Source organism: Streptomyces sp. NPDC048484 (assembly GCF_040651415.1).
Lineage (GTDB): Bacteria > Actinomycetota > Actinomycetes > Streptomycetales > Streptomycetaceae > Streptomyces.
Map to the genome: position 1 here is coordinate 1 of NZ_JBEZJY010000031.1, position 26117 is coordinate 26117.

The 26117-nt window shown below is 71.4% G+C and carries 10 protein-coding genes and 1 pseudogene; 4 read left to right on the forward strand and 7 right to left on the reverse strand.

Annotated features, from left to right (window positions below; genetic code table 11):
* The 6 genes from AB0D14_RS28510 to AB0D14_RS28535 form a co-directional block, all read right to left on the reverse strand.
* A partial coding sequence (locus AB0D14_RS28510; protein WP_362784532.1) for an amino acid adenylation domain-containing protein occupies window positions 1-16268 on the reverse strand: 16268 nt, incomplete at its 3' end.
* A gap of 49 nt (window positions 16269-16317) precedes the next feature.
* Entirely contained in the window at window positions 16318-17115 is a 798-nt protein-coding gene (locus tag AB0D14_RS28515; protein WP_362784534.1) for an alpha/beta hydrolase, read from the reverse strand.
* 12 nt (window positions 17116-17127) lie between these two features.
* Entirely contained in the window at window positions 17128-17340 is a 213-nt protein-coding gene (locus AB0D14_RS28520) for an MbtH family NRPS accessory protein (protein WP_362784733.1), read from the reverse strand.
* A 27-nt stretch (window positions 17341-17367) separates the two neighbouring features.
* Window positions 17368-19290 (reverse strand): ABC transporter ATP-binding protein, encoded by a 1923-nt coding sequence (locus tag AB0D14_RS28525; protein WP_362784536.1) that lies wholly within the window; start codon window positions 19288-19290, stop codon window positions 17368-17370.
* A gap of 126 nt (window positions 19291-19416) precedes the next feature.
* The gene (locus AB0D14_RS28530) at window positions 19417-20115 is read right to left on the reverse strand and encodes a response regulator transcription factor (protein ID WP_362784538.1); all 699 of its coding nucleotides are present in this window, start codon (window positions 20113-20115) and stop codon (window positions 19417-19419) included.
* The gene (locus tag AB0D14_RS28535; protein ID WP_362784540.1) at window positions 20115-21350 is read right to left on the reverse strand and encodes a sensor histidine kinase; all 1236 of its coding nucleotides are present in this window, start codon (window positions 21348-21350) and stop codon (window positions 20115-20117) included. Before AB0D14_RS28535 ends, AB0D14_RS28530 begins: the two co-directional genes overlap by 1 nt.
* Window positions 21351-21850: 500 nt before the next feature.
* On the opposite strand from AB0D14_RS28535, the gene gntD reads away from it, so the two are divergent.
* The 3 genes from gntD to vioD are packed head-to-tail and all read left to right on the forward strand — an operon-like array spanning window position 21851 to window position 25608.
* A complete protein-coding gene (gntD, locus tag AB0D14_RS28540; RefSeq protein WP_362784542.1) occupies window positions 21851-22849 on the forward strand; it encodes a guanitoxin biosynthesis L-enduracididine beta-hydroxylase GntD in 999 nt (332 codons plus the stop codon).
* Between the two features lie 57 nt (window positions 22850-22906).
* The gene (locus AB0D14_RS28545) at window positions 22907-24493 is read left to right on the forward strand and encodes an MBL fold metallo-hydrolase (RefSeq protein ID WP_362784545.1); all 1587 of its coding nucleotides are present in this window, start codon (window positions 22907-22909) and stop codon (window positions 24491-24493) included.
* Window positions 24481-25608 carry a capreomycidine synthase gene (vioD, locus tag AB0D14_RS28550; protein WP_362784547.1) on the forward strand — a complete coding sequence of 376 codons (1128 nt, stop codon included), beginning with the start codon at window positions 24481-24483 and terminating at the stop codon, window positions 25606-25608. The genes AB0D14_RS28545 and vioD overlap by 13 nt, the downstream gene beginning before the upstream one ends.
* 111 nt (window positions 25609-25719) lie before the next feature.
* Here the strand turns inward: vioD and AB0D14_RS28555 are convergent.
* Window positions 25720-25902 (reverse strand): annotated as a pseudogene (locus tag AB0D14_RS28555) (IS701 family transposase); the annotation flags it as partial.
* On the opposite strand from AB0D14_RS28555, the gene AB0D14_RS28560 reads away from it, so the two are divergent.
* Window positions 25876-26085, forward strand: coding sequence for a hypothetical protein (locus AB0D14_RS28560; protein WP_362784550.1), 210 nt, complete (start codon window positions 25876-25878; stop codon window positions 26083-26085). The pseudogene AB0D14_RS28555 and the gene AB0D14_RS28560 overlap by 27 nt on opposite strands.
* Window positions 26086-26117 lie beyond the last annotated feature (32 nt).

Consider the following 26117-nt stretch of genomic DNA (forward strand, 5'->3'; position numbering starts at 1 on the left):
CACAGCCGCTCATCCAGCACATACACCCGCGTATTGGCGACCGGCGAACCGATCGACGGCGCTCCCAGATCCTCGTCGGCGACCCCGACAGCCGCCACGCACGAGATGACCGTGGCCTCCGTCGGCCCATACCCGATGAACAACCGACGCCCAGGAGCCCACTCAGCAGCCACCCGGCCACTCACCCGCTCCGAACCCACCAACAACGAAGACACACCCGCCAGCCCAGCCGGATCCAACATCCCCAGCAGAGACGGCGGAACACTCGCAGACGCCACACCACCCGCCACCACCATCGAGGACAGCCCCGCGGGCTCGGCCCGATCAGCGGACGGCGCCACCACCAGCGTGCCCCCGGCCACCAGCACCGCCGCCACATCAAGCACCGACGCATCAAAACTGAACGACGCGAACTGCAACGACCGCACACCCACACCCACACCCAGCACCGGCCCCAACGCCACCGCCAGATTCACCACACCACCATGCGTAACCTGCACACCCTTCGGACGCCCCGTCGAACCCGACGTATAAATCACATACGCCAACTGGCCCGCACGCGTCACCAGATCGCAAGCCCGAGACGGCCCGGCCAGCGCCACCGCCATCTCATCCGGGCCGAGCACAATCCCGGCCCCACTGTCACCCACCATGAACTCCAGCCGCTCCACCGGATACTCCGGATCCAGCGGAAGAAAAGCACCACCCGCCTGCCACACCCCCAGCACCGCCACCACCATGTCCACACCACGCCCCAGCCGCAGCCCCACCACCGACTCCGCACCCACCCCCACCCCACGCAGATAACACGCCACCCGGCCGGCCCGCTCCAGCAGTCCGCCATACGTCAGCGAAACACCCCCACACACCACCGCCACCGCATCCGGACACACCCCCGCCCGCCCCACGACCAGCTCATGCACCCCACCCACACCCGGCAGAGCAACAGCCGTGTTATTCCACTCCCCAACCAGCACCCCACGCTCCGCCACCGTCACCATCGACAGCATCGACAACGGCCGCTCCGGACCCGCCGCGACAGCGTCGAGGAACGTCAGCAGGTGACTCAGGAGCCGTTCGACGGTCGCCGTGTCGAAGAGTGCGGTGCTGTACTTGATCTCGCCCGTCATGGACTCACCGGTGTCACCCAGCCGCAGTGCCAGGTCGAACTTCGCCGCCGGCGGACCGTCCGGCTCAAGGTCGACCTGCACCAGACCGCCCGCGTCACCCGCACCGCCCCCGACGCCCGCACCGGTGGTGTTGGTGTCGTAGCCGAACAACACCTGGAACAGCGGCGTGTGCGAGCGGTTCCGGCTGGTCTCCAACGCGTCCACCAGTTGCTCGAACGGCAGGTCCTGGTTCGCGTAGGCGCCGAACGCGGCCTCGCGCACCCGGCCCAGCAACTCGCTGAAGGTCGGGTCGCCCGACAGATCGGTTCGCATCACCAACGTGTTCACGAAGAACCCGATCAGGTCCTCGGTCTCGGCCCGGTTACGGCCCGCCACCGGTGTCCCCACGACCACGTCGTCCTGGCCACAGGATCGGCCCAGCACCACCGAGAACGCTGCCAGCAGCGTCATGAACATGGACGCGCCGCCCGCACGTGCGACCCGGCGCAGGCCCTCGGCCGTCTCCGGGGGAACGGTGAACGCCAGCCAGTCACCCACGCCCGACCGGACCGGTGGACGCGGCCGGTCGAGAGGGAGTTCCAGCTCGGGTGCCCCGGCCAGGTGGCGCTGCCAGTAGTCGAGTTGCCGCTCCAGAACCTCGCCGGTCAGCCACTGGCGCTGCCACACCGAGAAGTCGGCGTACTGCACGGCGAGCGGCGGCAACGGGTCCGGCTCACCCACGCGAAACGCCTCGTACAACGCCGCCAGATCACGACGCAGGACACGGCCCGACCACTCGTCGAAGATCACGTGGTGCATCGACAGCGCCAGCACGTGGTCCCGGGCAGCTGTCCGGAGCAGCAGTGCCCGCAGCAGAGGGCCTGAAGCCAGGTCGAACGGCGCCGCGGCGTCCTGCGTCATGAGCTGCCTGGCCACGGTGGCCGACCCCGCGTCCACCACCGGCAGTGTGAACGGCGACGGCGGGTCGATCACCTGCCGCGCCACCCCGTCCGCGTCCGCCACCAACCGGGTCCGCAGCACCTCGTGCCGCGTCACCAGGGCGGCCATCGCCGCGCCCAGCGCCGCGACGTCCACGTCCTCGCCCAGTGGCAATGGGAGTTGGGTGTTGTACTCCCCCGAGCCGGGCTCGAGTTGGTCGAGGAACCACAGCCGCTGCTGGGCGAAGGACAGCGGTAGCCTGCCGTCCCTGTCCATGGGCGTGACCGGCGACGACGACGTTCCCGGCCCGGCCTCGTCGATCACCCGTGCCAGGGCTCGGACGGTGGGCTGGTCGAAGAGTGCCGCGAGCGGGATGTCGGCACCGAACACCTCGTGGATCCGGGAGATCGCCTGGGTGGCCAGCAGCGAGTGTCCGCCCAGCTCGAAGAAGTCGTCCTCGGCGCCGATCCGGTCCACGCCGAGCACCTGTGCCCAGATCCGCGCCAGCGGTTCCTCGGTCGCGCCCGACGGTGCGAGGAATCCGCCCAGCTCCGGCCGGGCTCCGTCCGGCGCTGGCAGTGCGGCCAGGTCCAGCTTGCCGGTCGGGGTGAGCGGCAAGGAGGCCAGCTCGGTGAAGAGCGCCGGGATCATGAAGTCGGGCAGCCGCCCGCCCAGGTGTGCGCGCAGTTCACCGACCGGCGGAATGCCCGTGTCGGTGTCGCTGGGAACCAGGTGGGCCACCAGCCGCCGTTCGGCGCCGGTGCCGTCCACGGTCACCACGGCGGCCCGTACCGCCGCGTGTGCGAGCAGCGCGGCCTGCACCTCGCCGGGCTCGATCCGGTGACCGCGGACCTTGAGCTGGCCGTCGGCGCGGCCGTGGAACTCCAGCTTGCCGTCGGCACGCCAGCGCGCCCGGTCGCCGGTGCGGTACAGGCGCGAGCCGTTACCGGCGAACGGATCGGCGAGGAACCGTTCCGCCGTCGGCGCGGGACGGCCCGCGTAGCCGCGAGCGACCTGCGCGCCACCCACGTAGAGGTCGCCGGTCACTCCGACCGGTACCGGTCGGAGCCGGTCGTCCAGCACGTATACGCGGGTGCCGGCGAGCGGCGTACCTATCGGGACCGTCCCGCCGCGGAGCAGGTCCTCGGTGAGAGGTGTGGTGACCACGCCGATGGTGGTCTCGGTCGGCCCGTAGTGGTTGACCACCAGCCGGTCCCCGGCGGCCGCGAGCAGTTCGCGCACCCAGTCGGCCGGTGCCGCCTCGCCGCCCAGGACCAGGCCGCGCCGCGGGATCAGGGCGGCCTGTCCGGCCTCGGCGGCGAGCGCGGCCAGGTGCGAGGGCACCACTTTCAGGTGGTCGATGCGGTGCTCGGCCAGGTATCCGGCCACCGCAGAGGGGTCGGTGACGGCGTCCTGGTCGAGGATGTGCAGGACCCCGCCGGTGGCCAGGCTGCTGAAGACCACCGTGTTGCCGAGGTCGGTGACCTGGGCCTGGAGCAGGGCGTGCCGGGTGCCCGGTTCGGCGAGCCCGGCCGGTTCCAGCACCTCGGCGACGTAGGCCGCCAGGTAGGCGGCGAGTCCGCCGTGCGTGACCTGGACACCCTTCGGGCGTCCCGTCGAGCCTGATGTGTAGATCACGTAGGCCGTCTGGGCCGGCCGTGTCGTGGTCCCGGGCGGTGTGGTCGGCAGGGTGCTGAGTGCCGCGCGGACGGCCGACTCGTCCAGGCTGATCGTGCGCAGCCGCCCCGCGGGCAGGTCGTCGACGATGTCGCTCGTGCCGACCAGCACGGTCGCCCGGCTGTCGGCCAGCATGAACGCCAGTCGTTCCGGCGGGTAGGCGGGGTCCAGCGGCAGATACGCGCCGCCCGCCTGCCACACCGCCAGCACGGCGACGACCATGTCGGCGCCGCGCGGCAGGCACAGCCCGACCACCGTCTCTGGTCCGACACCCGCGCCGCGCAGGTAGTGCGCCAGCCTCCCCGCACGCTCCGACAGCTCCGCGTAGGTCACCTGTTCCGTGCCGGCGACCACCGAGACCGCGGCGGGGTAGGTCGCGGCGCGCGCGGCGATCAGCTCGTGGGTCAGGTCCGGCCCGTGCGCCGGGACGGCGGCGGCACCGCTCCACTCGTCCAGCAGCAGGTCCCGCTCCCCCGCGGTGACCAGCGGGAAGTCGAGGGCCGGCCGGGTCGCGTCGGCGGCCACCGCTTCCAGCAGGGCGACCAGATGGCCCGTCATACGCTCGATCGTCGTGGCGTCGAACAGGGCGGTGCCGTACTCGATCGTGCCGTCCAGTGTGCGGCCGTCGTCGACCAGGATCAGCCGCAGGTCGAACTTGGCGATCACCTCGCCGGGGTTCAGCGCACCCAGTGTCAGGCGGCCCTCGTCCGCCGTGGCCGACGGGTCGACGGTGTCGTAGTTGAACAGCGCCTGGAAGATCGGGGTGCGCGACCGGTCCCGGTCGGTGGTCAGGGCGTCCACCAACTGCTCGAACGGCAGGTCCTGGTGGGCGTAGGCGTCCAGGGCAGTGGTGCGCACGCGGTCGAGCAGCGCGGCGAACGTGGGGTCACCGGACAGGTCCGCGCGGATGACCAGGGTGTTGAGGAAGAGTCCGATCACGTCCTCGGTCTCGGCGCGGTCGCGGTTCGCGATCGGCGTGCCGATGACGACATCGTCCGTGCCGCAGTAGCGGCCCAGCAGCATCGCGTACACCGACAGCAGCGTCATGAACATCGTCGCGCCGCCGTCGGCGGCCACCGCCCGCAGCCCGTCGGCGACCTCGGGCGGCACGGTGAACCGCGTCATCGCCCCGGCCATCGACCGCACGGGCGGGCGCGGCCGGTCGGTCGGCAGCTCCAGTACCGGCGCTCCGGTCAACTGGCCACGCCAGTAAGCCAGTTGCGCTTCCAGGAGCTCGCCGCTCAGCCAGGCGCGCTGCCACACCGCGAAGTCGGCGTACTGCACGGCGGGCGACGGCAGCGGGTCGGGCTCACCGTCGCGGAACGCCTCGTACAGCGCGAGGAGTTCACGCTGGAAGATGCCTGCCGACCACTCGTCGAAGACCGCGTGGTGGGTGGAGAGCACCAGGATGTGCTCGTCCGGTCCGAGTCGCAGCAAGCAGCTGCGCAGCAGGGGTTCGGCCGCCATGTCGAAGGGTGTCACCGCGTCGCGGGTGGCCAGCAGTTGCGCCGTGCCGTACGGGTCGGCGGCGCCGGTCAGGTCGGTCACGGGCAGGGGGAACGGCGCGGGCGGGTCGATCACCTGGTGCGCCACCCCGTCCGCACCGGCCACGAGGCGGGTCCGGAGAACCTCGTGCCGGCCGGTCAGCGCGGTCAGCGCGGCACCGAGCGACGCCACGTCCAGGGGCCCGTCCCGGCGCATGTACATCGGCAGGTTGTACTCGAGCGACCCCGGCTCCAGCCGGTCGAGGAACCACAGCCGCTGCTGCGCGAACGACAGGGGCAGCGGCTCGTCGCGCCCGGCCGCGGTCACCGGTGGCGCCGTCGCGCCCCGCTCCGCGGTCTCGATCGCGGCGGCCAGAGCGCGTACCGTCGGCCGGTCGAAGAGCACCGACAGCGGGACCTCGGTGTCGCATGCGGTGCGCACCCGCGAGATGACCTGGGTGGCCAGCAGCGAGTGCCCGCCCAGATCGAAGAAGACGTCCTCGGCGCCGACGCGTTCGACGCCGAGGACGTCCGCCCAGATGCCTGCCAGCAGTTCCTCCGTCGCGCCGCGCGGTGCGACGAAACCGGCGGTGTCCGGGCGGCCTGACTCAGGGGCGGGCAGGGCGGCGCGGTCCAGCTTCCCGTTCGCGGTCAGGGGCAGCGCGGCCAGTTCGACGAAGGCCGCCGGGACCATGTACTCGGGCAGGCTCCGTCGCAGCAGATCCCGTAGCTCGCCGGGGGCCGGCAGGCCCGTGTCGGGGTCGGCGGGTACCAGGTAGGCCGCCAGCCGCTGGTCCGCCCCGGAACCGAAGGCGCTGACCACCCCTGTGCGTATCCGTGGATGCGCGGTGAGCGCAGCCTCGATCTCGCCGGGCTCGATCCGGATGCCGCGCAGTTTGAGCCGGCCGTCGGCGCGGCCCAGGTACTCCAGAACTCCGCCGGGCAGCCACCGGGCCCGGTCGCCCGACCGGTAGAGGCGTGAGCCGTCCGCGGCGAACGGGTCGGCCACGAACCGCTCGGCGGTCAGCGCGGCACGGCCGCCATAGCCGCGCGCCACCCCGGAACCGCCGACGAACACCTCGCCCGGCACGCCGACCGGGGCCGGGTTCATGGCCTCGTCCAGTACGTGCACCCGCCAGCCGGGCAGGGCGCGGCCGATCGGCACGCGCGGGCCGCGGCCCGGCTCGGGGGCGGTGACACGGTGGTGGGTGACATGCACCGTCGTCTCGGTGATGCCGTACATGTTCACCAGCGCGGGCGTGTCGAGCCCGTACCGCTCGTACCAGGCGGTCAGGTGCGGCCGCGTCAGTTCGTCGCCGCCGAGGACGACCAGGCGCAGGCGGGCGAAGCGGCGCCCCGCGGTGGCGGCCGCCCGCGACAGCTGACGGAACAGCTCCGGGGTCGCGCTCAGGACGGTGACCCCCTCGGCGGCGACGAGCGCGCCGAGCCGCTCCGGCGCGCGCACCGTGTTCATGGGGACGAGGACACACCGGGCGCCGCGGGTCAGCGCGCCCCAGATCTCCCATACGGAGAAGTCGAACGCGTAGGAGTGGCACACGCTCCACACGTCGTCGGAGCCGATGCCGAGCGTGGCGTCCGCGGCGTCGAAGAGCGCGGTGAGGTTGGTGTGCGGGATGAGGACGCCCTTGGGGCGGCCGGTCGAGCCCGAGGTGTAGATGACGTACGCCAGTCCGGCCGGGTGCGTCGCCACCTCCGGCGCGTCAAGGGGGCGGGCGGCGATGGCCGCCGCCGTCCGCGGGTCGTCCAGCACGACCAGCCGGGTGCCGTCCGCGGGCGCCAGGTCCGTCCGGCCGGAGCGCGTCACGACGACCCGTGCGGAGCTGTCGGCCAGCATGAACGCCAGTCGCTCCGGCGGATGGGCCGGGTCCAGCGGTAGGTGGGCGGCGCCGGCCTGCCAGACCGCGAGCATGGACACCACCATGTCGACGCCGCGTTCCAGGCACAGCCCGACGACGGTCTCGGGCCCGGCGCCCGCCGCCCGCAGGTGGTGGGCGAGCCGGTTCGCACGCGCCATGAGCCCGGCGTAGGTCAGCGCCGCGCCGTCGCACACCAGCGCCACCGCGTCCGGGGTCGCCGCGGCGCGTGCGGTGATCAGCTCGGGTGCCCCGTGCGTGACGGGTGCCGGGACCGCGGGGCCGTTCCATTCGCGCACGAGCAGGTCGCGTTCGGCCGGGGTCGTCAGTTGCAGTTTCGCCGACCGGTGCGCGGGGTCGGCGGCCACCGCGCCGAGCAGGCTGATCAGGTGGCCGGTCAGCCGTTCGATCGTGGCCGCGTCGAAGAGGGCGGTGCTGTACTGCATCTCGCCGACCAGGCCATCCTCGCGGTCGCCCAGCAGTACCACCAGGTCGAACTTCACCGGCAACGACCCGGCGAGCACGTCCGCGCCCAGCGAGCCGCCGGACGCGTCCCCGAGGGTGCCGTCCTCGGTCCGGTCGGCCGGGTCGGCGGTGGCGTAGTTGAACACGACCTGGAAGAGAGGGGTACGGGACCGGTCGCGGCCGGTCACCAGGGCATCCACCAACTGCTCGAAGGGGAGGTCCTGGTGGGCGTAGGCGTCCAGCGCCGTCTCGCGTACCCGGGCCACGATCTCGTCGAAGGACGGGTCGCCCGACAGGTCCGTGCGCATGACCAGCATGTTGGCGAAGAAGCCGATCAGGTCCTCGGCCTCGGCGCGGTTGCGGCCCGCGACCGGCGTGCCCACCACGACGTCCTCGGTCCCGCAGTACCGGCCGAGCACGACCGCGAGGCCGGCCAGCAGCGTCATCGCCATGGTGGCGCCGTTTCCGCGCGCCACCGCCCGCAGGCCCTCGGCGGTCGCCGCGGGCACGGTGAACCCGGCGACGGCCCCCTCGATCGACCGCACGGGCGGGCGCGGCCGGTCGGCGGGCAGTTTGAGTTCGGGGAGCGCGGCCAGCTTCCGCCGCCAGTAGGACAGTTGGCCGTCCAGGACCTGCTCGGTGAGGTTCTGTCGCTGCCGGACGGCGTAGTCGGCGTACTGCAGCGCGAGCGGCGGCAGCGGGTCGGGCCCGCCCGCCCGGTAGGCCCGGTAGAGGGCCGACAGTTCGCGCTGGAAGATCCGGTACGACCACTCGTCGAAGACCACATGGTGCATGGACAGCGCCAGCACATGCTCGTCCGGGTCCAGCCTGATCAGCAGCGCGCGGATCAGTGGCCCGCCCGCCAGGTCGAACGGGGTCACCGCGTCGGCCGCCACCAGGGCCCGTGCCGCCGCGAGCGGATCCGCGCTGTGCGAGAGGTCCACCACAGGCAGCGGGCACGGTGACGGCGGGTCGATCACCTGATGGGCGACCCCGTCCGCACCGGCCACGAGCCGGGTCCGCAGCACCTCGTGCCGGGCCGGCACCGTACTCAGGGCGGCGCCGAGGGCCTCGACGTCGAGGGCCCCCAGCCGCACGGGAATCGTCAGGTTGTACTCGGGGGAACCCGGGTCGAGCTGGTCCAGGAACCACAACCGCTGCTGCGCGAACGACAGCGGCAGCGGCTCGTCACGGTCGGCCACGGTCACCGGCGACAGCACGATGCCGCGCGTCGCGCTGTCGGCCCACGCCGCGAGGTCGCGTACGGTCCGGCGGTCGAACAGGACCGACAGCGGGGCCTCGACGCCGAACACGTCCCGGATCCGGGAGGTCACCTGGGTGGCCAGCAGCGAGTGTCCGCCCAGCTCGAAGAAGTCGTCCTCGGCACCGACCCGGTCCACGCCCAATACCCGTGCCCAGATGCCCGCCAGCAGTTCCTCGGACGGGCTCGCAGGCGCGACGAAGGCGTTCCCGCCCAGCCGGGTCGCGTCGGGGGCGGGCAGTGCGGCGCGGTCGAGCTTCCCGTTCGGCGACAGGGGCAGCTCGTCCAGTTCGACGAAGAGCGAGGGGAGCATGAACGCCGGGAGCCGTGTCGCCGCGAACTCCCGCAGCTCGGCCGCCGCGGGGAGTGGGCCGTCCGGCACGAGGTGGGCGACCAGTGTCCGGTCGGATCCGTCCCCGGCCGCCGTGACGACCGCGGACCGCACCCGTGGGTGGGCGGTCAGCGCCGCCTCGATCTCGCCGGGCTCGATCCGGAAGCCGCGCACCTTCAGCTGGTGGTCGGCGCGTCCGAGGATCTCCAGTCGGCCGTCGGGCAGCCGGCGCGCCCGGTCACCGGTCCGGTACATCCGGGTGCCGTCGGCGGTGAACGGGTCGGCCACGAAGCGTTCCGCGGTCAGCGCGGCGCGGCCGCGGTAGCCGCGTGCCACCTGTCGGCCGGCGATGAAGATCTCGCCGGCCACCCCCACGGGCACCACGTCGAGGCGGGTGTCCAGTACGTACAGCCGGTTGCCGGGCAAGGGCGTGCCGATCGGCGGTGGGCCCTGGACGTCGGGGCCGACCGCGCCGGTGGTGACCATGACGGTCGCCTCGGTCGGGCCGTAGGTGTTCACCAGCTCCCGGCCTCCGGTCCAGGCGGCCGCGACCTGCTCGGTGAGCGGCTCGGCGCCCAGCAGCAGTGTCTGCAGACCCGCCGTCCTGGCGGGGTCGAGCATGCCGAGCAGCGACGGTGTGACGCTGGTCGCCCGCACCCCGCCGTCGCGGATCAGCGCGGTCAGCAGTTCGGGTTCGGCGCGTTCCAGGGCGGTGGCCACGGTCAGGGTGCCTCCGGCCGCCAGCACCACCGCCATGTCGAGTACGGAGGCGTCGAAGCTGAACGAGGCGAACTGCAGCACCCGTACACCCGGCCCGGCGCCCAGTACGGGCCGCAGCGCGGTCGCCATGTTGACCACACCGGCGTGGGCGACCTCCACGCCCTTGGGCCGTCCTGTCGACCCGGAGGTGTAGATCACGTAGGCCGCCTGCCCGGCCCGGACCGCCAGGTGCTCGGGCGCCGTGCCCGGCAGTGCCGCGAGCACGGCCGCCGTCGCCGGATCGTCCAGCCGCACCACCGTGTCGACGGCGGCCGGTCCGGCCGCGGCCGTCCCGTGTGTGACCAGGACCCGTGCGCGGCTGTCGGCCAGCATGAACGCGAGCCGGTCGGCGGGGTAGTCCGGGTCGAGCGGCAGGTAGGCGCCCTGGGCCTGCCACACCGCGAGGACGGCGACGACCATGTCCGGGGTGTGGGGCAGGCACAGGCCCACGGTCGTCTCGGGCCCGACACCCAGCCCGCGCAGATGGTGGGCGAGCCTGTTCGCGCGTTCGACCAGACCGGCATAGCTGAGCGACGCCGTGCCGCACACCACCGCCACCGCGTCCGGTGCGGCGACGGCCTGGGCGGCGATCAGTTGGTGTACCCCGGACGCGGCGGGCATCGGCGCGGCATCGCGGTCGTCGCCGTCGCCGTCGCCGTCGCCGTCGCGGAGGAGGGTGTCGCGTTCGGCCGGGGTCAGCATCGGGAGTCGGGAGAGCGGCCGCCCCGGGTCCGCGGCGACGGCTTCGAGGAGCGTGACGAGGTGCCCGGCCATCCGGTCGGCCGTCGCCGCGTCGAACAGTGCCGTGCTGTACTCGACGGACCCGGCCAGTGCGTCGCCGGTTTCGACGAGCCGGAACTCCAGGTCGAACCTCACCGGCAGCATGCCTGGTGCGACGGTCTCGACGGTGTGGTCGCCGTCCCGGGCGGAGTAGCCGAACATCACCTGGAAGAGCGGGGTGCGGGAGCGGTCCCGCTCGGTGACCAGGGCGTCCACCAGCCGCTCGAACGGGACGTCCTGGTGGGCGTAGGCGTCCAGCGCCGTCCGCCGCACCCGTCCCAGCAGTTCGGTGAACGTGGGGTCTTCGGACAGGTCGGTGCGCAGCACGAGCGTGTTGACGAAGAACCCGATGAGGTCCTGGGCCTCGGCACGGTCGCGGCCCGCGACCGGCGTGCCCACCACGACGTCCTCGGTGCCGCAGTACCGGCCGAGCACCACGTCGACGGCGGCGAGCAGCGTCATCGACATCGTCGCGCCGTTCTCGCGCGCCACCGCCCGCAGGCCCTCGGTGGTCGCCACAGGGACGGTGAACTCGGTGACCGCTCCGTCGGTGGAGCGCGTCGGCGGGCGCGGCCGGTCCACCGGCAGATCGAGTGCGGGGAGGTCCGCGAGCTGCTCGCGCCAGTAGGCGAGCCCTCTCTCCGGCACGTCCCCGCTCAGCCGGTCGCGCTGCCACTTCGCGAAATCGGCGTACTGCACCGGGAGCGGTGGCAGCGGGTCGGGCTCGCCGTCGCGGATCGCCTCGTACAGCGCGTCGAGTTCGGTCCGCAGGATCCGGTGCGACCACTCGTCGAAGACGACATGGTGCACGGCCAGGGCGAGGAGGTGTTCGGCCTGCCCGAGCCTGATCAGCAGCGCGCGGATCAGCGGCCCGCCCACCAGGTCGAACGGTGCGGGCGCGTCCTGCCCGACCAGCCGGTCGGCGGCGGCCCGCGGATCCTGCTCGCCGGTCACGTCGGCGACCGGGAGCGGGAACGGCGCCGGCGGGTCGATCACCTGGTGCGGTGTGCCGTCCGGACCGGTCACCAGCCTGGTCCGCAGCACCTCGTGGCGGGTGGTGAGGGCGGTCAGCGCGGCCCCGAGAGCGGCGACGTCGCAAGGACCGGTCCAGCGTTGCGGCACCGGCACGTTGTACGCGGCCGATCCCGGCTCCAGCCGGTCGAGGAACCACAGCCGTTGCTGCCCGGACGACAACGGCAGCTCACGGTCGCGGTCCACGGCCGTCACCGGCGGGGCCACCACGCCCTCGGGCGAACCCGCCAGGGCCCGTGCCAGCCCGGCGACGGTCGGCTGTTCGAACAGCGCCGGGAGGCCGAGCTCGATCCCGAACAGCTCATGGATCCTGGAGAGCACCCGGACGGCGAGGAGTGAGTGGCCGCCCAGCTCGAAGAACCCGTCGTCGATGCCGACCCGCGGCAGGCCGAGCGCCTCGGCGAACACATCGCAGAGGATCTCCTCGCGCGCGGTGCGCGGGACCCGGTCGGACACCGTCACCTCGGGGGCCGGGAGCGCGGCGCGGTCCAGTTTGCCGTTGGGTGTCAGCGGGAGCGCCGCCAGCGCCACGACGGTGGCCGGGACCATGTACTCGGGCAGGGCCCTCGCGACGTGTCGGCGCAACTCGGAGGCGAGCACCCCGACGTCGAGCGAGGTGATGGGCGTGTTGGCGCGGGCGGAGAGCGGGCGGGCCCCGGCCCGTGGGACGAACGTCCCGGTCAGCGCCGGTGACCCGGCTTCGGCCGCAGGCATGAACACGGCTTCCATGCGGTCGTCGGCGAGGTCGCCGGACCAGGTCACCACAGCCCGGTACCCGGCCTCGGCGGCCAGGCCGTGCAGGTGTTCGGGGTCGAGGCCGGAGCCGTCCGCGAGAAGTGCGGCGGCCTCGCGCGGCGACAGGCCCTCGCCCAGCGCCCGGGTGGCGGCCGCCTCGCCGGCCAGGCGTCCGTTGGGCATCCCGATCACGCGCAGCGGTGCGGGCGACCGGGCGGCCAGCAGCTCGGCGAGCCCGGCCGGACCGCTCACGTCGTCGCCCCAGCGGAAGGCGGGGACGCGGGCCAGGTCGGACAGATCCGCGCGGGTGTGCAGGACGACGTCGTAGCGATGACGCGTCATCTCGTTGTGGTACTCACCGCGCTGGAGCCTGAGGTCCACCCCGGTGACACGGGGCAGGGCCGCGGAGAGCGCGGTGAAGAAGTCCGGGTCGACCAGCAGTTCCTTCTCGGCCACCAGGGCATGCTCGACCGCCCGCCGGATGTCGGCGGCCGGGGCGTCGGGCTCGGCACGGCGCAGTTCCACCGCTGTGTGCAGGAGCCGCAGCGTGCGCCGGTTGCGCACGTCGCCGACGAACAGCGCGCCGCCCGGGGCGAGCAGTTCGACCGCGCGGGTGAGCACCTCGGTCAGGTAGTCGGCACCGGGGAAGTACTGCGCCACCGAGTTCAGGACGATGGTGTCGAACCGTCCGGCGGGAAGACCGTCGAGGTCGTCGGCGGTCCGGTGTCGCAGTACGACGCGTCCGGCCAGTTCGGGCCGCGCCGCCACCTGTTCGCGCAGCCGGTCGATGGCGAGCGCGGAGAAGTCGGTGGCCCAGTACTCCTCGCAGTGCGGCGCGAGCTGTGCGAGCAGCAGGCCGGAGCCGACCCCGATCTCCAGGACGCGGGCGGGACGCAGTGAGCGGATCCGCCGCACCGCCCCGTCCCGCCACCGGAGCATCTCCTCGGACGGGATCGGCACGCCGTTGTAGGAGCTGGTCCAGCCCGAGAAGTCCCTGCCGAGGCCGGCTTCGTCGGCTGCCCGGTACATGGCGTCGTAGACCTGGAGCCATTCGCCGACGCGGCGCTCGGCGTCGGCCCCGCCCGGCTCGGTCGCGCGGTCGTCGTCGCCGTACGGCACGACGTAGGCCACGAGCCGCCGGTCGCCGCCGTCAGCGAAGGCGGTCACCACCGCGGTCCGGACCACCGGATGGGCGGTCAGCACGGCCTCGATCTCACCCGGCTCGACCCGGAACCCGCGCACCTTGAGCTGGTCGTCGGCCCGTCCCAGGAACTCCAGGCGCCCGTCGGGCCGCCACCGCACGCGGTCGCCCGAGCGGTAGAGCCGTGTGCCGTCGGCGGCGAAGGGGTCGGCCACGAACCGTTCCGCCGTCAGCGCGGGGCGCCCGCCGTAGCCGCGCGCCACCCCGGCGCCACCGATGTACAGGTCGCCCGCGACACCCACCGGCACCGGGTGCAGCCACTCGTCCAGGACGTAGGCCCGGGTGTTGGCCAGGGGCCTGCCGATCGGTGGCGCGCCCACGGCACCGGCGTCGATCTGCTCGGTGCAGGAGATCACCGTGATCTCGGTGGGGCCGTAACCGTTGAACATCCGTCGGCCCGGGGCCCAGTCCCGTACCACCTGCTCGTCGACGCGCTCCGAGCCCACGAACAGACCGGTGACGTCCGGGAGATCGGCCGGGTCCAGGGAGCTGAGCAGCGACGGTGCCACGCTCGTGGACAGCACTCCGGCGCTGCGGACGGCCGCGGCCAGGAGAGCCGGTTCGGTGCGCTCCCGCGATGTGGCGATCACCAGGGTGCCGCCGCCCGCGAGCACCACCGCGAGGTCCATCAGCGCGGCGTCGAAGCTGAAGGAGGCGAACTGCAGCGCGCGTGCCCCGACCGTGACACCGAACGCCGGCCGCAGCGCCGTCGCCAGGTTGATCACGCCGTCGTGCGGCACCAGGACGCCCTTGGGCCGTCCGGTGGAGCCCGAGGTGTAGATCGCGTAGGCGAGTTGCCCGGGCAGCGCCGGGGCTGCCTCGGGCGCCGTCGGCGGAAGTGCCGCCACCTCGGCTGCCGTCGCGGGGTCGTCCAGCCACACCGCGCTCTCCACCAGGGCGTCGAGGGCGAGGCCTGCCGCCGCGCTCCGGTGGCCGACCAGCACGTCCACCCCGCTGTCGGCCAGCATGAACTCCAGCCGGTGCGCCGGATGGTCCGGGTCGAGCGGCAGGTAGGCGCCGCCGGCCTGCCAGACCGCCAGGACCGCCACCACCGTGTCGACGCCGCGTTCCAGGCACAGCCCGACGATCGACTCGGCGCCCACCCCGGCCGCGCTCAACCGGTGGGCGAGGCGGCCCGCCCTGGCCAGCAGTCCCGCGTAGGTCAGCGCGGTCCCACCGCACGTGAGTGCCAGTACGTCGGGGAACGCGGCCGCCGCGGCCGCGATCAGCTCGTGCACGCCTGCCGCCGCCGGAAGCGGTGCGGCGGTGTCGTTCCACCCGTTCAGCAGGACATCGAGTTCCGTCCCGGTGAGCATCGGGACACGGGACAGGGGCCGGCCGGGGTCCGCCGCCACGGACTCCAGCAGGGTGGCCAGGTGGCCCGCCGTCCGTTCCACCGTCGCGGCGTCGAACAGGTCGGTCCTGTACTCGATCGCTCCGCTGAGGGTTTCGCCGTCGTCGGTCACGACGAGCCGCAGGTCGGACCGGGCGATCGTGGTGGTCCCGAGGGTGCCGCTCTGCCCCGCGGCCGAACCGGAGCAGTGGAAGAGCCCGCGCAGACGCTCGGCGTCCCAGGTGTCCGCGAGCCGGGCGAACGGCAGGTCCTGGTGGGCGTGGGCGCCCAGCGCCGTGCGGCGGACCCTGGCGAGCAGTTCGGTGAACGCCGGGTCGCCGGAGAGGTCGATGCGCACGGGCAGGGGGTCGGCGAAGAACCCGATCAGGTCCTCGGTCCCGGCCCGGTGCCGGTCGGCGGCCGAGGCGCCGATCACCACCTCGCGCTGTCCGCAGGTGCGGCCGAGCACCACGGCGAACGCGGCCAGCAGTACCGTCGCCGGTTCCGCCTCGCCGGCCCGCGCCACCGCCCGCAGCGCCTGGGCGGTCGCGGCGCGGACCGTGAACCGGACAGCCGCGCCCGCCGACGACCGGACGGGCGGCCGGGGCCGGTCGGTCGGCAGCTCCAGAGTGGGCGCGTCGGCCAGCTGGTCGCGCCAGTACGTCAGGTTCCGCTCCAGTACGTCACCGGCGAACCACTCGCGCTGCCAGGCCGCGAAGTCGGCGTACTGCAGGTTCAGCGGCGGCAGTGGATCGGGCTCACCGGCGCGGAACGCCTCGTACAGCGCCGCGAGTTCACGTTCGAAGATTCGCCCGGACCGTTCGTCCGAGACAGCGTGGTGCATCGACAACGCCAGCATGTGCTCGTCGGCGGCCAGTCTGATCAGGCATCCGCGGATCAGCGGTCCGCGGGTCAGGTCGAACGGGGTCACCGCGTCGGCGGCCACCAGCCGTTCCGCCACGCGCACCCGGTGCGCCTCGGCGGACACGTCCGCCACCGGGATCCGCACGGGCGCGGGCGGATCGATGACCTGCCGCGCCGCTCCGTCCGAGCCGGCCACCAACCGGGTGCGCAGCACCTCGTGCCGGCCCACCACGGCGTTGACAGCGGCGGTCAGCGCGGCGGCGTCCAGCGTGCCGCCGAGTCTGACCAGCATCGAGAGGTTGTCGGTCACCGACCCCGGCTCCGCCTGGGCCAGGGACCACAGCCGCTGCTGCGCGAACGACAGCGGCAACGCCTGGTCACGGCTGACCGCGGTGACTGGCGGCGGGCCTTCGCGGAGTCCCACGCTCCTCTGCCTTCCGTTAGTGCCCGACCGGGAATCAGCGCCTGCCGATTCAGTGCTTGTCGAGGAATTCGATGATCGCCGAGTTGACCTCGACCGGCCGTTCGAGATAGCCGAAGTGACCGCAGTCGGAGATCTCCACGAGGTCGCAGTCCGGGATGGCCTCGGCCACCTCGGCCGCCAGGTGTGATGGTGTGACCATGTCGTCGCCGAACGCGATGACCCGGCACGGCACGTTCACCCCGCGCAGCGCCTCGCGCCGGTCCGCTCCGGTGTCCGCATAAGCCTGGCCGCGGGCCGCTTCGCCCCCGTTGAGCCGCAGCGTCTCCAGCCAGAGCGAGACGGCGCCGTCGTCGTTCAGCGTCGCCGGCGACAGCATCTGCACCGCGGACATGACCGCCTGGTACTCCGGCGGGAGCTTCACACCACTCTCCAGCAGCACCCGCTCCGCCTGTTCCTGCGCCGTCCGGACGGCGTCCGACCGGGACTTGGTGGCGATCAGGACCGCGCACCGGACCAGGTGCGGCCAGCCGATCGCCAGCTCCTGCGCGATCACGGCACCCAGGGAGGTCCCGACGATCCGGCACGGCGCCGCGCCCAGCGCCTCGATGAGACCCTTCGTGTCGGCGACCATGTCGGCGAGCGAGTACCTGCCCGGAGGAACGTCCGAAGGTGGTACGCCCCGGTTGTCGAAGGTGATGGCCTGGTAGCCGGCCGCCGCGAGCGCGGGCGTCTGGTGCAGGGACCACACCCGGCCGGCGGCCGACGACCCCATGATCATGAGTACCCGCTCACCTCTGCCCGACCGTTCGTAGGAGAGCCGGATACCGTTGGTGAACACATGCGGCATGGTGTCGTCCGGTCACTCGCCGTCGAGGGCGATGCGCAGGCTCTTGGGGCGCATGTCGGTCCAGGTCTCCTCGATGTACGTGTCGCACTCCTCCTTGGAGGCGCACACCCCGGTCTCCTTCCAGCCGCCGGGGACGTCCAGGTCGGCGGGCCACAGGGAGTACTGCTCCTCGTGGTTGACGAGCACCTTGAACCGGGCCTCGGTGCTCTCGAAGTCGAAGCTCACCGTCCGCACAACAGGTCTCCTTCTCGGTTAGGCGGTGGTCTCGCTCCCAGCTGTTTCCTGCCGGGCGAACTGGGTTGTGTAGAGGTCGGCGTACAGACCACCCGCGGCCAGGAGTTCCTCGTGGGTGCCGCGTTCGTGGATCCGGCCCTCGTCGATGACGAGGATCTGGTCGGCGTCGCGGATCGTGGACAGCCGGTGCGCGATGACCAGCGACGTACGGCCGGACAGGGCGGTTTTGAGGGCTCGTTGGATCGCCGCCTCCGACTCCGAGTCCAGGTGCGCGGTCGCCTCGTCGAGGACGACGATCGGCGGTGCCTTGAGCAACAGTCTGGCCAGCGCGATCCGCTGTTTCTCACCGCCCGAGAGCCGGTATCCCCGGTCGCCGACCACGGTGTCGAGCCCGTTGGACAGTGACTCGATCAGCTCCCGGATACGCGCCGCCTCGCAGGCCCCGACCAGTTCCGCCTCGGTGGCGTCGGGGCGCGCGTAGAGCAGGTTGGCCCGGATCGTGTCGTGGAACAGGTGCGCGTCCTGGGTGACCACCCCGATCGTGTCGCGCAGCGATCTGGTCGTGACCTCCCGGATGTCGCGACCGCCGACCCGCACCGCTCCTGAGCCGGGGTCGTAGAACCGCGGTACCAGATGTGTGATCGTCGTCTTGCCGGCACCCGAGTGGCCGACCAACGCGGTCAGTTTCCCGGCGGGCGCGCGGAAGCTCACGTCTTCGAGCACCCACGAGTCGTCGCTGCGTTCCGGCATGGGCAGTGCGATCGACTCCAGTGAGGCGAGCGACACCTCTTTGGCATTGGGGTAGCGGAAGGAGACCCGCTCGAACTCCACGTCGGGCGCCGCGCCGTTGCCGGAGATGTGCCGGGGCAGTGGGGTCGCCCCAGGACGCTCGGCCACCAGCGGTTCGAGGTCCAGCACCTCGAAGACGCGGTCGAAACTCACCAGTGCGCTCATGGCGTTGGCCTGCAGGTTGGAGAGCTGGATGATCGGGTCGTACACCCGGGTGACCAGAATCGTCAGCGACACCAGCGTGCCGACCTCGAACGCGCCGTCCACGACCAGCGCGCCACCGATGCCGAACATCAGCGCGAGTGTGACCGCGCCCGCCAGTCCCATGACGATTCCGAGCATCTGTCCGGTGACGCTCGTCCTGACGCCGATGTCGCGCTTCGCGGCGGCGCGGCCGGAGAACAGCTGGGACTCTGTCTCCGGGCGGCCGAACAGTTTGGAGAGCATGGCACCGGCGACATTGAACCGCTCGTTCATCATCGAGCCCAGCTCGGCGTCGAGTTCCATCTCGCGGCGGGTCAGCCGCTGCAGCCGATGCCCGAAGAACCGGCCGGGAAGGACGAAGAGGGGGGTCATCAGCAAGGCGGCGACGGTGATCTGCCAGGACAGGTAGAACATGGCGGCGAGCACGAGGATCAAGGTCAGGATGGTGTTGACGGCACCGGCCAGCAGTCTCGTGACCGCGTGCTGGGCCCCGACCACGTCGGTGTTGAGCCTGCTGACCAGCGAGCCGGTCTGCGATCGGGTGAAGAACGCCAACGGCTGTTCCTGCACATGCGAGAAGACCTCGGTGCGCAGGTCGTAGATCAGCCCCTGTCCGATCCGGGCGGATGCTCTGACCTGAACGTATTCAGTGATCGCCTCCACGATCGCGAGCCCGATCATGAGGCCGGCAAAGGTTGTGACGACGGACATCTTGTGCGGCAGGACACCTTTGTCGATGGCCAATCCCAATAACAGCGGACTGAGCACTGTCACCAGCGAACCGACAGCGGAGACGGTCAACAGCAACGCCAACTGCCAACGGTAGTGCTTGGCGTACGGAATGATTCGGCGAATGGTGCCGGGCCTGACGCGTTGCCCCTTTTTCACCGGATCGACAAAACGTCCCTGGCCCGGCGGCAGACTTGGTGCCTGCTGGACACTGCTCACCGCATATATCTCCTCTGCGCCCTTTGTTTCGCGTCCTTCCCGCACGCAGTCTGAAACAGGTCGGCACTGCAATCAACTGCCGCTCCACCGCAGTTGAACACCTTGCTGATGGGCTCTGTTCTCAGCTCATCGGCCCTGTTCCCAGGAGCCTGGCACGATCAGACCTGCCTCGTACGCGGCGATGACCGCCTGCGTACGGTCGCGCAGGCCCAGTTTGGCGAGGATGTGGCTGACGTGCGTTTTGACGGTCTCCTCGGTGACGGCCAGCCGGGCCACGATCTCGAGGTTGGACAGGCCGGCCGCGACCAGCCGCAGCACCTGCGTCTCCCTGGGGGTGAGCTCGGCGAGCGCGTTCACGAACCTCGTGTCGGCGGGCTCGGGCTTCAGCTGGACGAACTCCCTGATGAGCCGGCGGGTGACGGCGGGGGCCAGCAGCGCGTCGCCGGCCGCGATGATCCGTACGGCGTCGAACAGCCGCTCCGCGCTGACGTCCTTGAGCAGGAAGCCGCTGGCACCCGCGCGCAGGGCGTCATAGACGTACTCGTCCAGGTCGAAGGTCGTCAGGATGAGGACGCGTGGCCCGCCGGTGCCGTCCGAGGTGAGCTCCCGGGTGGCCTCGATGCCGTCCACACCCGGCATACGGATGTCCATCAGCACGATGTCCGGCGTCAGTTCGCGACAGATCCGCACCGCCTCGGCACCGTCCGGGGCTGTCTCGATCACCGTGAAGTCCGGCTGGGTGTCCAGCACCGCGGCGAAGCCGGTGCGGACGACCGGGTGGTCGTCGGCGATGACGATCCGGACCGGCGTCAAGGGGTCGCTCATCAAGGCCCTTCTGTCTTGGCGGGCAGGCTGGCTTCGACGAGGAACCCACCCGCCGCCGCCTGACCGGTGCGGACCGAGCCGCCGACGGACGCCGCGCGCTCCCGCATGCCGAGCAGCCCGTGGCCGCCTGACGGGGTCGCGGGCGCACCCCCCGGCCCGTTGTCGCGGACGCGTAGCCACAGGATGTCGTCGGTGAAGTGCAGTTCCACGTCGACCGCGGCGCCAGGCGCGTGCCTGCGGGCGTTGGTGAGGGCTTCCTGGACGATCCGGTAGGCCGCGAGTTCGACCCCCGGATCGAGCGCCTCGGGTGAGCCGCGCATGATGAACCGCATGACGCCCCCGGAAGCGTCCCTGGCCTCGTCGATCAGCTCGTTCAGCTGCTCCAGGCCGGGCTGCGGGTGCCGGGTGCCGCTGTCGCGGCTGGTGTCCTCGCGCAGCACACCGAGCAGGCGCCGCATCTCCGTGAGCGCGGCGCGGGCGGTGTCGCCGATCCCCAGCAACCGCTTGGCGCCCTCGGCGGGCATGCCGGGGGTGGCCATCCGTGCCGTCTCGGCCTGTACCGAGATCATGGAGATGTGGTGGGCCACCACGTCGTGCAACTCCCGGGCGATCCGGGCCCGTTCGCCGCGCGCGGTGTGCTCGAGCAGCGTGCCCTCGATGGCGCGGCGGTTCGCGCTGTTCTCCTGGGCCTCGTGGCGGGCCCGGCGTGCCGTGCCCGCCAGCGCCGCCACCGGCACCAGTGCCGCCAGTGCCACCGCGTGGACGCGGAACCCCGTAGCGGCGGGACCCGCGAGCGCGAGGACGAGGAAAGGCAGGTCGACGGCGACGGCCAGCAGTTCGGGTCCGGCCCGGCCCAGCCGGTAGGCGCAGATCAGCTGGGCGAGCAGGCCCGCGAGGGTGACGGCCTCCAGGAGGGTGAAGGACACGACGTTCGCCACCGTGACCACCACGACGGCCGGGACCGGTCGGGTCAGCAATACCGGCAGCGTCGCGGACAGACACAGCAACAGCAGTGCGAGCAGCCCCAGCACGAGCTGCACCGTGGCGTCGCCCCCGGACGACCCGCTCGTGGCGGCGGGTACGGTCGAAGCGCTGCCCGGCAGCAGGCGCACGGCGAGCTCCGCCATCGCGAGCGACGCCAGGAGCGCCACGGCGACGACGTGCCGGGTCGGGAGCCGACCGATCCGCTGTCTGTTGACGGCCCACCGACGACGTGGGACGTCCGCGCGCTCCATGGCGGTAAGTATGGCAGCCAGGGCCCGCGCGGAGATCCCCCGCGAGGCGGCTGCCTCGCCCCTCGTGCGAGGGACGGCACTCTCCCCCGTACGAGGGAGACATGGCGCGGGCCGGCCCGGTGATCCCCTGGTGGCTGCGTCGGTCCTGTGACGCCTGAGCACCCCCGTCGCGGCACTCGCACGAACAGTTGTCGGACCGAACCGGCCATGTGAATATGTCCAACGCACACGAAAAAGAGGCGGATAACGGAACGTATCAGCTCCACCTCTGACTGGCGGTGTTGTTCGCGGAAAGCAGCCATCGCCCGGTGAAGAGCACGAAATTGCGTGCTTGGCAGCGCAGAGCACATGGCAGAGATCTGTGCGGATGTCGGTGTCGAAGGATCGCGGTCGGGGATCGCCCCGACCAACTCCTTTTCGACCGGGCCGGAGAGTTGATCTCGCTGGCGCATCTGGGGATATTCGATCGTCGAAGTCTGGGTACGGAGAGGACGTTCAGCATGGACAGGCTGAAAATCGATGCGGTGGAACTGCACGCGATACGGGAGTTACTGGACGAGTTCGAGGAGGATGTCGACCGGCTCGACCAGGAGGAGGTGCTGCACCGCGCCACCGTGCTCGCGCACCGGCTGCCCACCCGGATCCGGCTGCACCTCGACGCCTTCCGGCGCGAGTGGCTGTCCGGAGTGCTGTGCATCTCGGGGTACGAGGTGGACCAGGAGCGGCTCGGTTCGACACCCGCGCACTGGCGGGACGGGTCGGAGCGGTCGCACGCCCGTCGTGAGGAGCTGTTCCTGCTGCTGTGCGGCTCACTGCTCGGCGACCCGTTCAGCTGGGCGACCCAGCAGAACGGGCGGCTGATCCACGACGTCGTGCCCATCGCGGGTCATGAGCACGAGCAGCTGGGGTCGAGCAGCGAGGCATTGCTGACCTGGCACACCGAGGACGCCTTCCACCCGATGCGCGGCGACTTCCTGGCCTTCGCCTGTCTGCGCAACCCCTACGCGGCGGCGACCACGGTGGGGTACGCCGACGCGCTGGACCTCCCGGACGAGGCCCGGGCGGTGCTCTCCCAGGAGCGGTTCATCATCCATCCCGACGAGTCCCACCTGGCCAAGAACAACTCGGTGCCCGGCCCGTTCGAGGACATCGAGAACCTCCAGCGCAATCCGGATCCGGTGGCTGTCCTGTTCGGTGACCCGAACCGTCCCTACATCAGGGCAGACCCCTACTTCATGGCCGTTCGCGAGGGCGACGACGAGGCAGGGGAGGCACTGGACGTGCTCGTCCGGCAGATGGACGAGGTCATGTTCGATCTGAAGCTGGAGAGCGGTGACTTCTGCTTCCTGGACAACTTCCGCGTCGTGCACGGCCGGAAGCCGTTCAAGGCCCGCCATGACGGCACCGACCGATGGCTGAAGCGGCTCAACCTCACGAGCGACATACGGAAGTTCCGGGCGGCGCACACGTCCGCCGATGTCCGAACCGCCGTCGGCTGAGCGGCCGGCCCCGACGTAGTCCAGCTCGTAGTCCAGCTCTCGACAAGGGACACCCGCATGAGTGACGTGCCACGTTTTCTCCGCTCGAAAGCGATCATTGAGCCGCTGGTCGACAGGTTCTACGCCTGGCACCACACCGTGGCTCCCGTGCAGGCCTCGATGAACCTCGCCTTCCTCCAGGTGCCGATGCTCGAGTCGTACCTGCAGTCACCGCAGGTGCACATCGCGGCCGGCGGCAATCCCGAGCTGCGCGGCGGCTATTTCGTCAACATCCCCGAGGAGCGGGTCAAGGACATCCGTGATCTGCTGGCGTCGATCAAGCGCGACCGGGCGCCGATGCTGCGGTTCGCCGAGGCCGTCGCGGAGGCCGAGGACCTGGTCCGGCAAGAGGCCGGCGGGTTCGCCCTGACCCCGCTCTACCCAAAGCTGCCGCCGGAGCTGAACGGGCTGGTCGAGATCGCCTACGACACCGACAACCAGGCGTCGCTGCGCTTCATCGAGCCGCTCACCTACAAGAGCGACGCCTTCATGGAGGACCGGCAGTCCGTACAGCTGTCGATCGAGCCCGGACATGAGCGCCCGTTCATCCTGAGCACGCCCAGGCTGCGGTCACCGGACGTCCTCGACCTGCCGATTCCGTTCCGTCACCCGGGTCTCCAGGAACTCTTCCGGGCCCGGGTCCGGCCGACGACGGCGGAGAGGCTGCGGGAGGCACTGGAGCTGACGGACGAGGCGCAGTTCGCCCTGCTCGACGGTCTGCTGAGCTCCGAGAGCAGTCTGAACGAGGACCGGCACATCGGTTCGGGCGGCCGTATCCGCTACTTCGGGCATGCCTGTCTGGTGCTGCAGACCCCGGAAGCGTCGATCATCACCGACCCGTTCATCAGCGCCGACAGTGACGCCGGCGGCCGGTACACCTACGACGACCTGCCCGACCACGCCGACCTGGTGCTGATCACACACGGCCACCAGGACCACATCGTGCTGGAGACACTGCTGCAGCTGCGCGGCCGGGTCGGCACGGTCGTCGTGCCGCGGTCGTCCCGGGGCAATCTGTGCGACCCGTCGCTCGGGCTCTACCTCGAACACCTCGGCTTTCCCGTGACGGAGGTGGACGATTTCACCGAGGTCGAGTTCCCCGGCGGCAGGGTCACCGCGACGCCGTTCCTCGGCGAGCACGCCGACCTCGACATACGCGGCAAGTCCACCTACTGGGTCGAGCTGGCCGGCCGCAGGATCTTCGTCGGCGCCGACTCGTCGGGCATCGACCCGACGCTCTACCGCTACGTCCGCTCCCACCTCGGCGCGGCCGACATGGCGTTCCTGGGCATGGAGTGTGACGGCGCCCCGCTGACCTGGCTCTACCAGGCGCTGCTGACCAAGCCGGTGACCAAGAAGATGAGCGACTCGCGCAAGCTCTCCGGATCGAACGCGGCGCAGGCGGGTGCGATCGTGACGGAACTGGGCGCGTCGGAGGCGTACATCTACGCGATGGGCGAGGAGGAGTGGCTGGGGCACGTCATGGCCACCAGCTACAACGAGGACTCCTACCAACTGCGGCAGATAGAGGAGTTCATGGCCTGGAGCGCGGACCACAGTGTCAAGGCCGAGCACCTGCTCGGGCAGCGCGAATGGCGCTGGTAGGCGTGCGGCCCAAGGCGGCACCTCTGGAGGACTGGCTCCGCGACTACTACTTCACCGCGGAGATCGACATCAGTTCGAGTGGCGTCTCGTCCTACTCCATGGCGGAACTGCGTGCCATGACGGGAGTGGGCCACGACGAGATCGACACCCTGATGTTCGACGACGGTTACTCCCTCGGCGCCCCGGCGGTCCGCTCGGCCGTCGCCGGGCACTGGGGCGAGGCCGACCCGGAGCGGGTCATGACGACGAGCGGGTCGGGCGAGGCGATCTCACTCGTCCTCATGGCCCTCCTGGAGCCCGGTGACGAGGTCGTCGCGGTCCAGCCCGGCTACCATCTGCTGGTCGAGTTCGCCGCCGGGCTGGGCTGCACGGTCCGGACCTGGCGGCTGGATCCGGGCCGCGACTGGCAGCCGTCCCTGGACGAGCTGGCCCAACTGGTGACCGAACGCACCAAGGCGATCATCGTCAACTTCCCGCAGAACCCGACCGGGGTCTCGATCACGGTCGCCGAGCAGACCCGGCTGGTCGAGATCGCCGACGGTGTCGGCGCCCATGTGCTGTGGGACGCGGCGTTCGCTCCGCTCACCTACGACACCGAACCCCTGCCCCCGGTCTCGTCGCGCTACGGGCGCGGGGTCAGCTTCGGCACGTTCTCCAAGGCGTTCGGGCTGCCGGGGCTGCGCTTCGGCTGGTGCGTCGGGCCACGCGAGCTGCTCACGGAGTGCGTGCGCATCCGCGACTACACCACGCTGCACGTGTCCCCGCTCGTCGAACTGCTGGCGCTGGGCGTGCTGAAGAACGCGGACGCGTTCATCGAGCCGCGCCTGAAACGGGCGAGGACCAACCGCGACCTCCTGCGCGCCTGGGCGGACGCCCATCCCGAGCAGGTGTCACTCGTCCCGCCCACGGGCGGCGTCGCGGCCTTCCCCCGACTGCTGCCGTTCACCGAAACCGACGCGTTCTGCGAAGAGCTGTTCCAGACGTGCGGCGTGCTGGTCATCCCGGGATCGTGTTTCGGCGCTCCCGGACATGTCCGGATCGGCTTCGGCGGCCCGACCGACCCGCTCACCGAAGGCCTCGAACGGCTGACTCGCGCGCTCGCCCGACGCCGCTAGTAGTGCCTGGTCAGGTTCGCATTGGGGTGGGTATGTCGCGGTGGCAGGTGGGGCAGGCGCCGGTCCAGAGGGCGAGGAGTGTCTGTAGCTCGCGGACGACTTGGTAGAGGCTCAGGCCGGCGCCGTGTCTTTGGGGGCCTTGGCCAGTCGTTGGAGTGTGCAGAAGGCGTGCGCGACGGAGCCGAGGGTGACGTGGTGGTGCCAGCCGTTCCAGGTGCGGCCTTCGAAGTGGGCAAGTCCCAGGGCCTGTTTCATCTCCCGGTAGTCGTGCTCGATGCGCCAGCGGAGCACAGCCGCAGCCGACTGAACACCGCGTTCGTCACCGGCAACTTCATTGGCGGAACGATCGGCTCCGCGCTCGCGGCCGCCCTGTGGGGGGCCGGAGGATGGTCCCTGGTGATGACCGGCGCCGCCGTCCTGTTCGCCATCGCTCTGATGGTCTGGGCTCTCGCGCGACGGACGCTGACCGTCGGCTGAAGCACCAGGCCTTCGTCCGGTGCGAGCGCCCG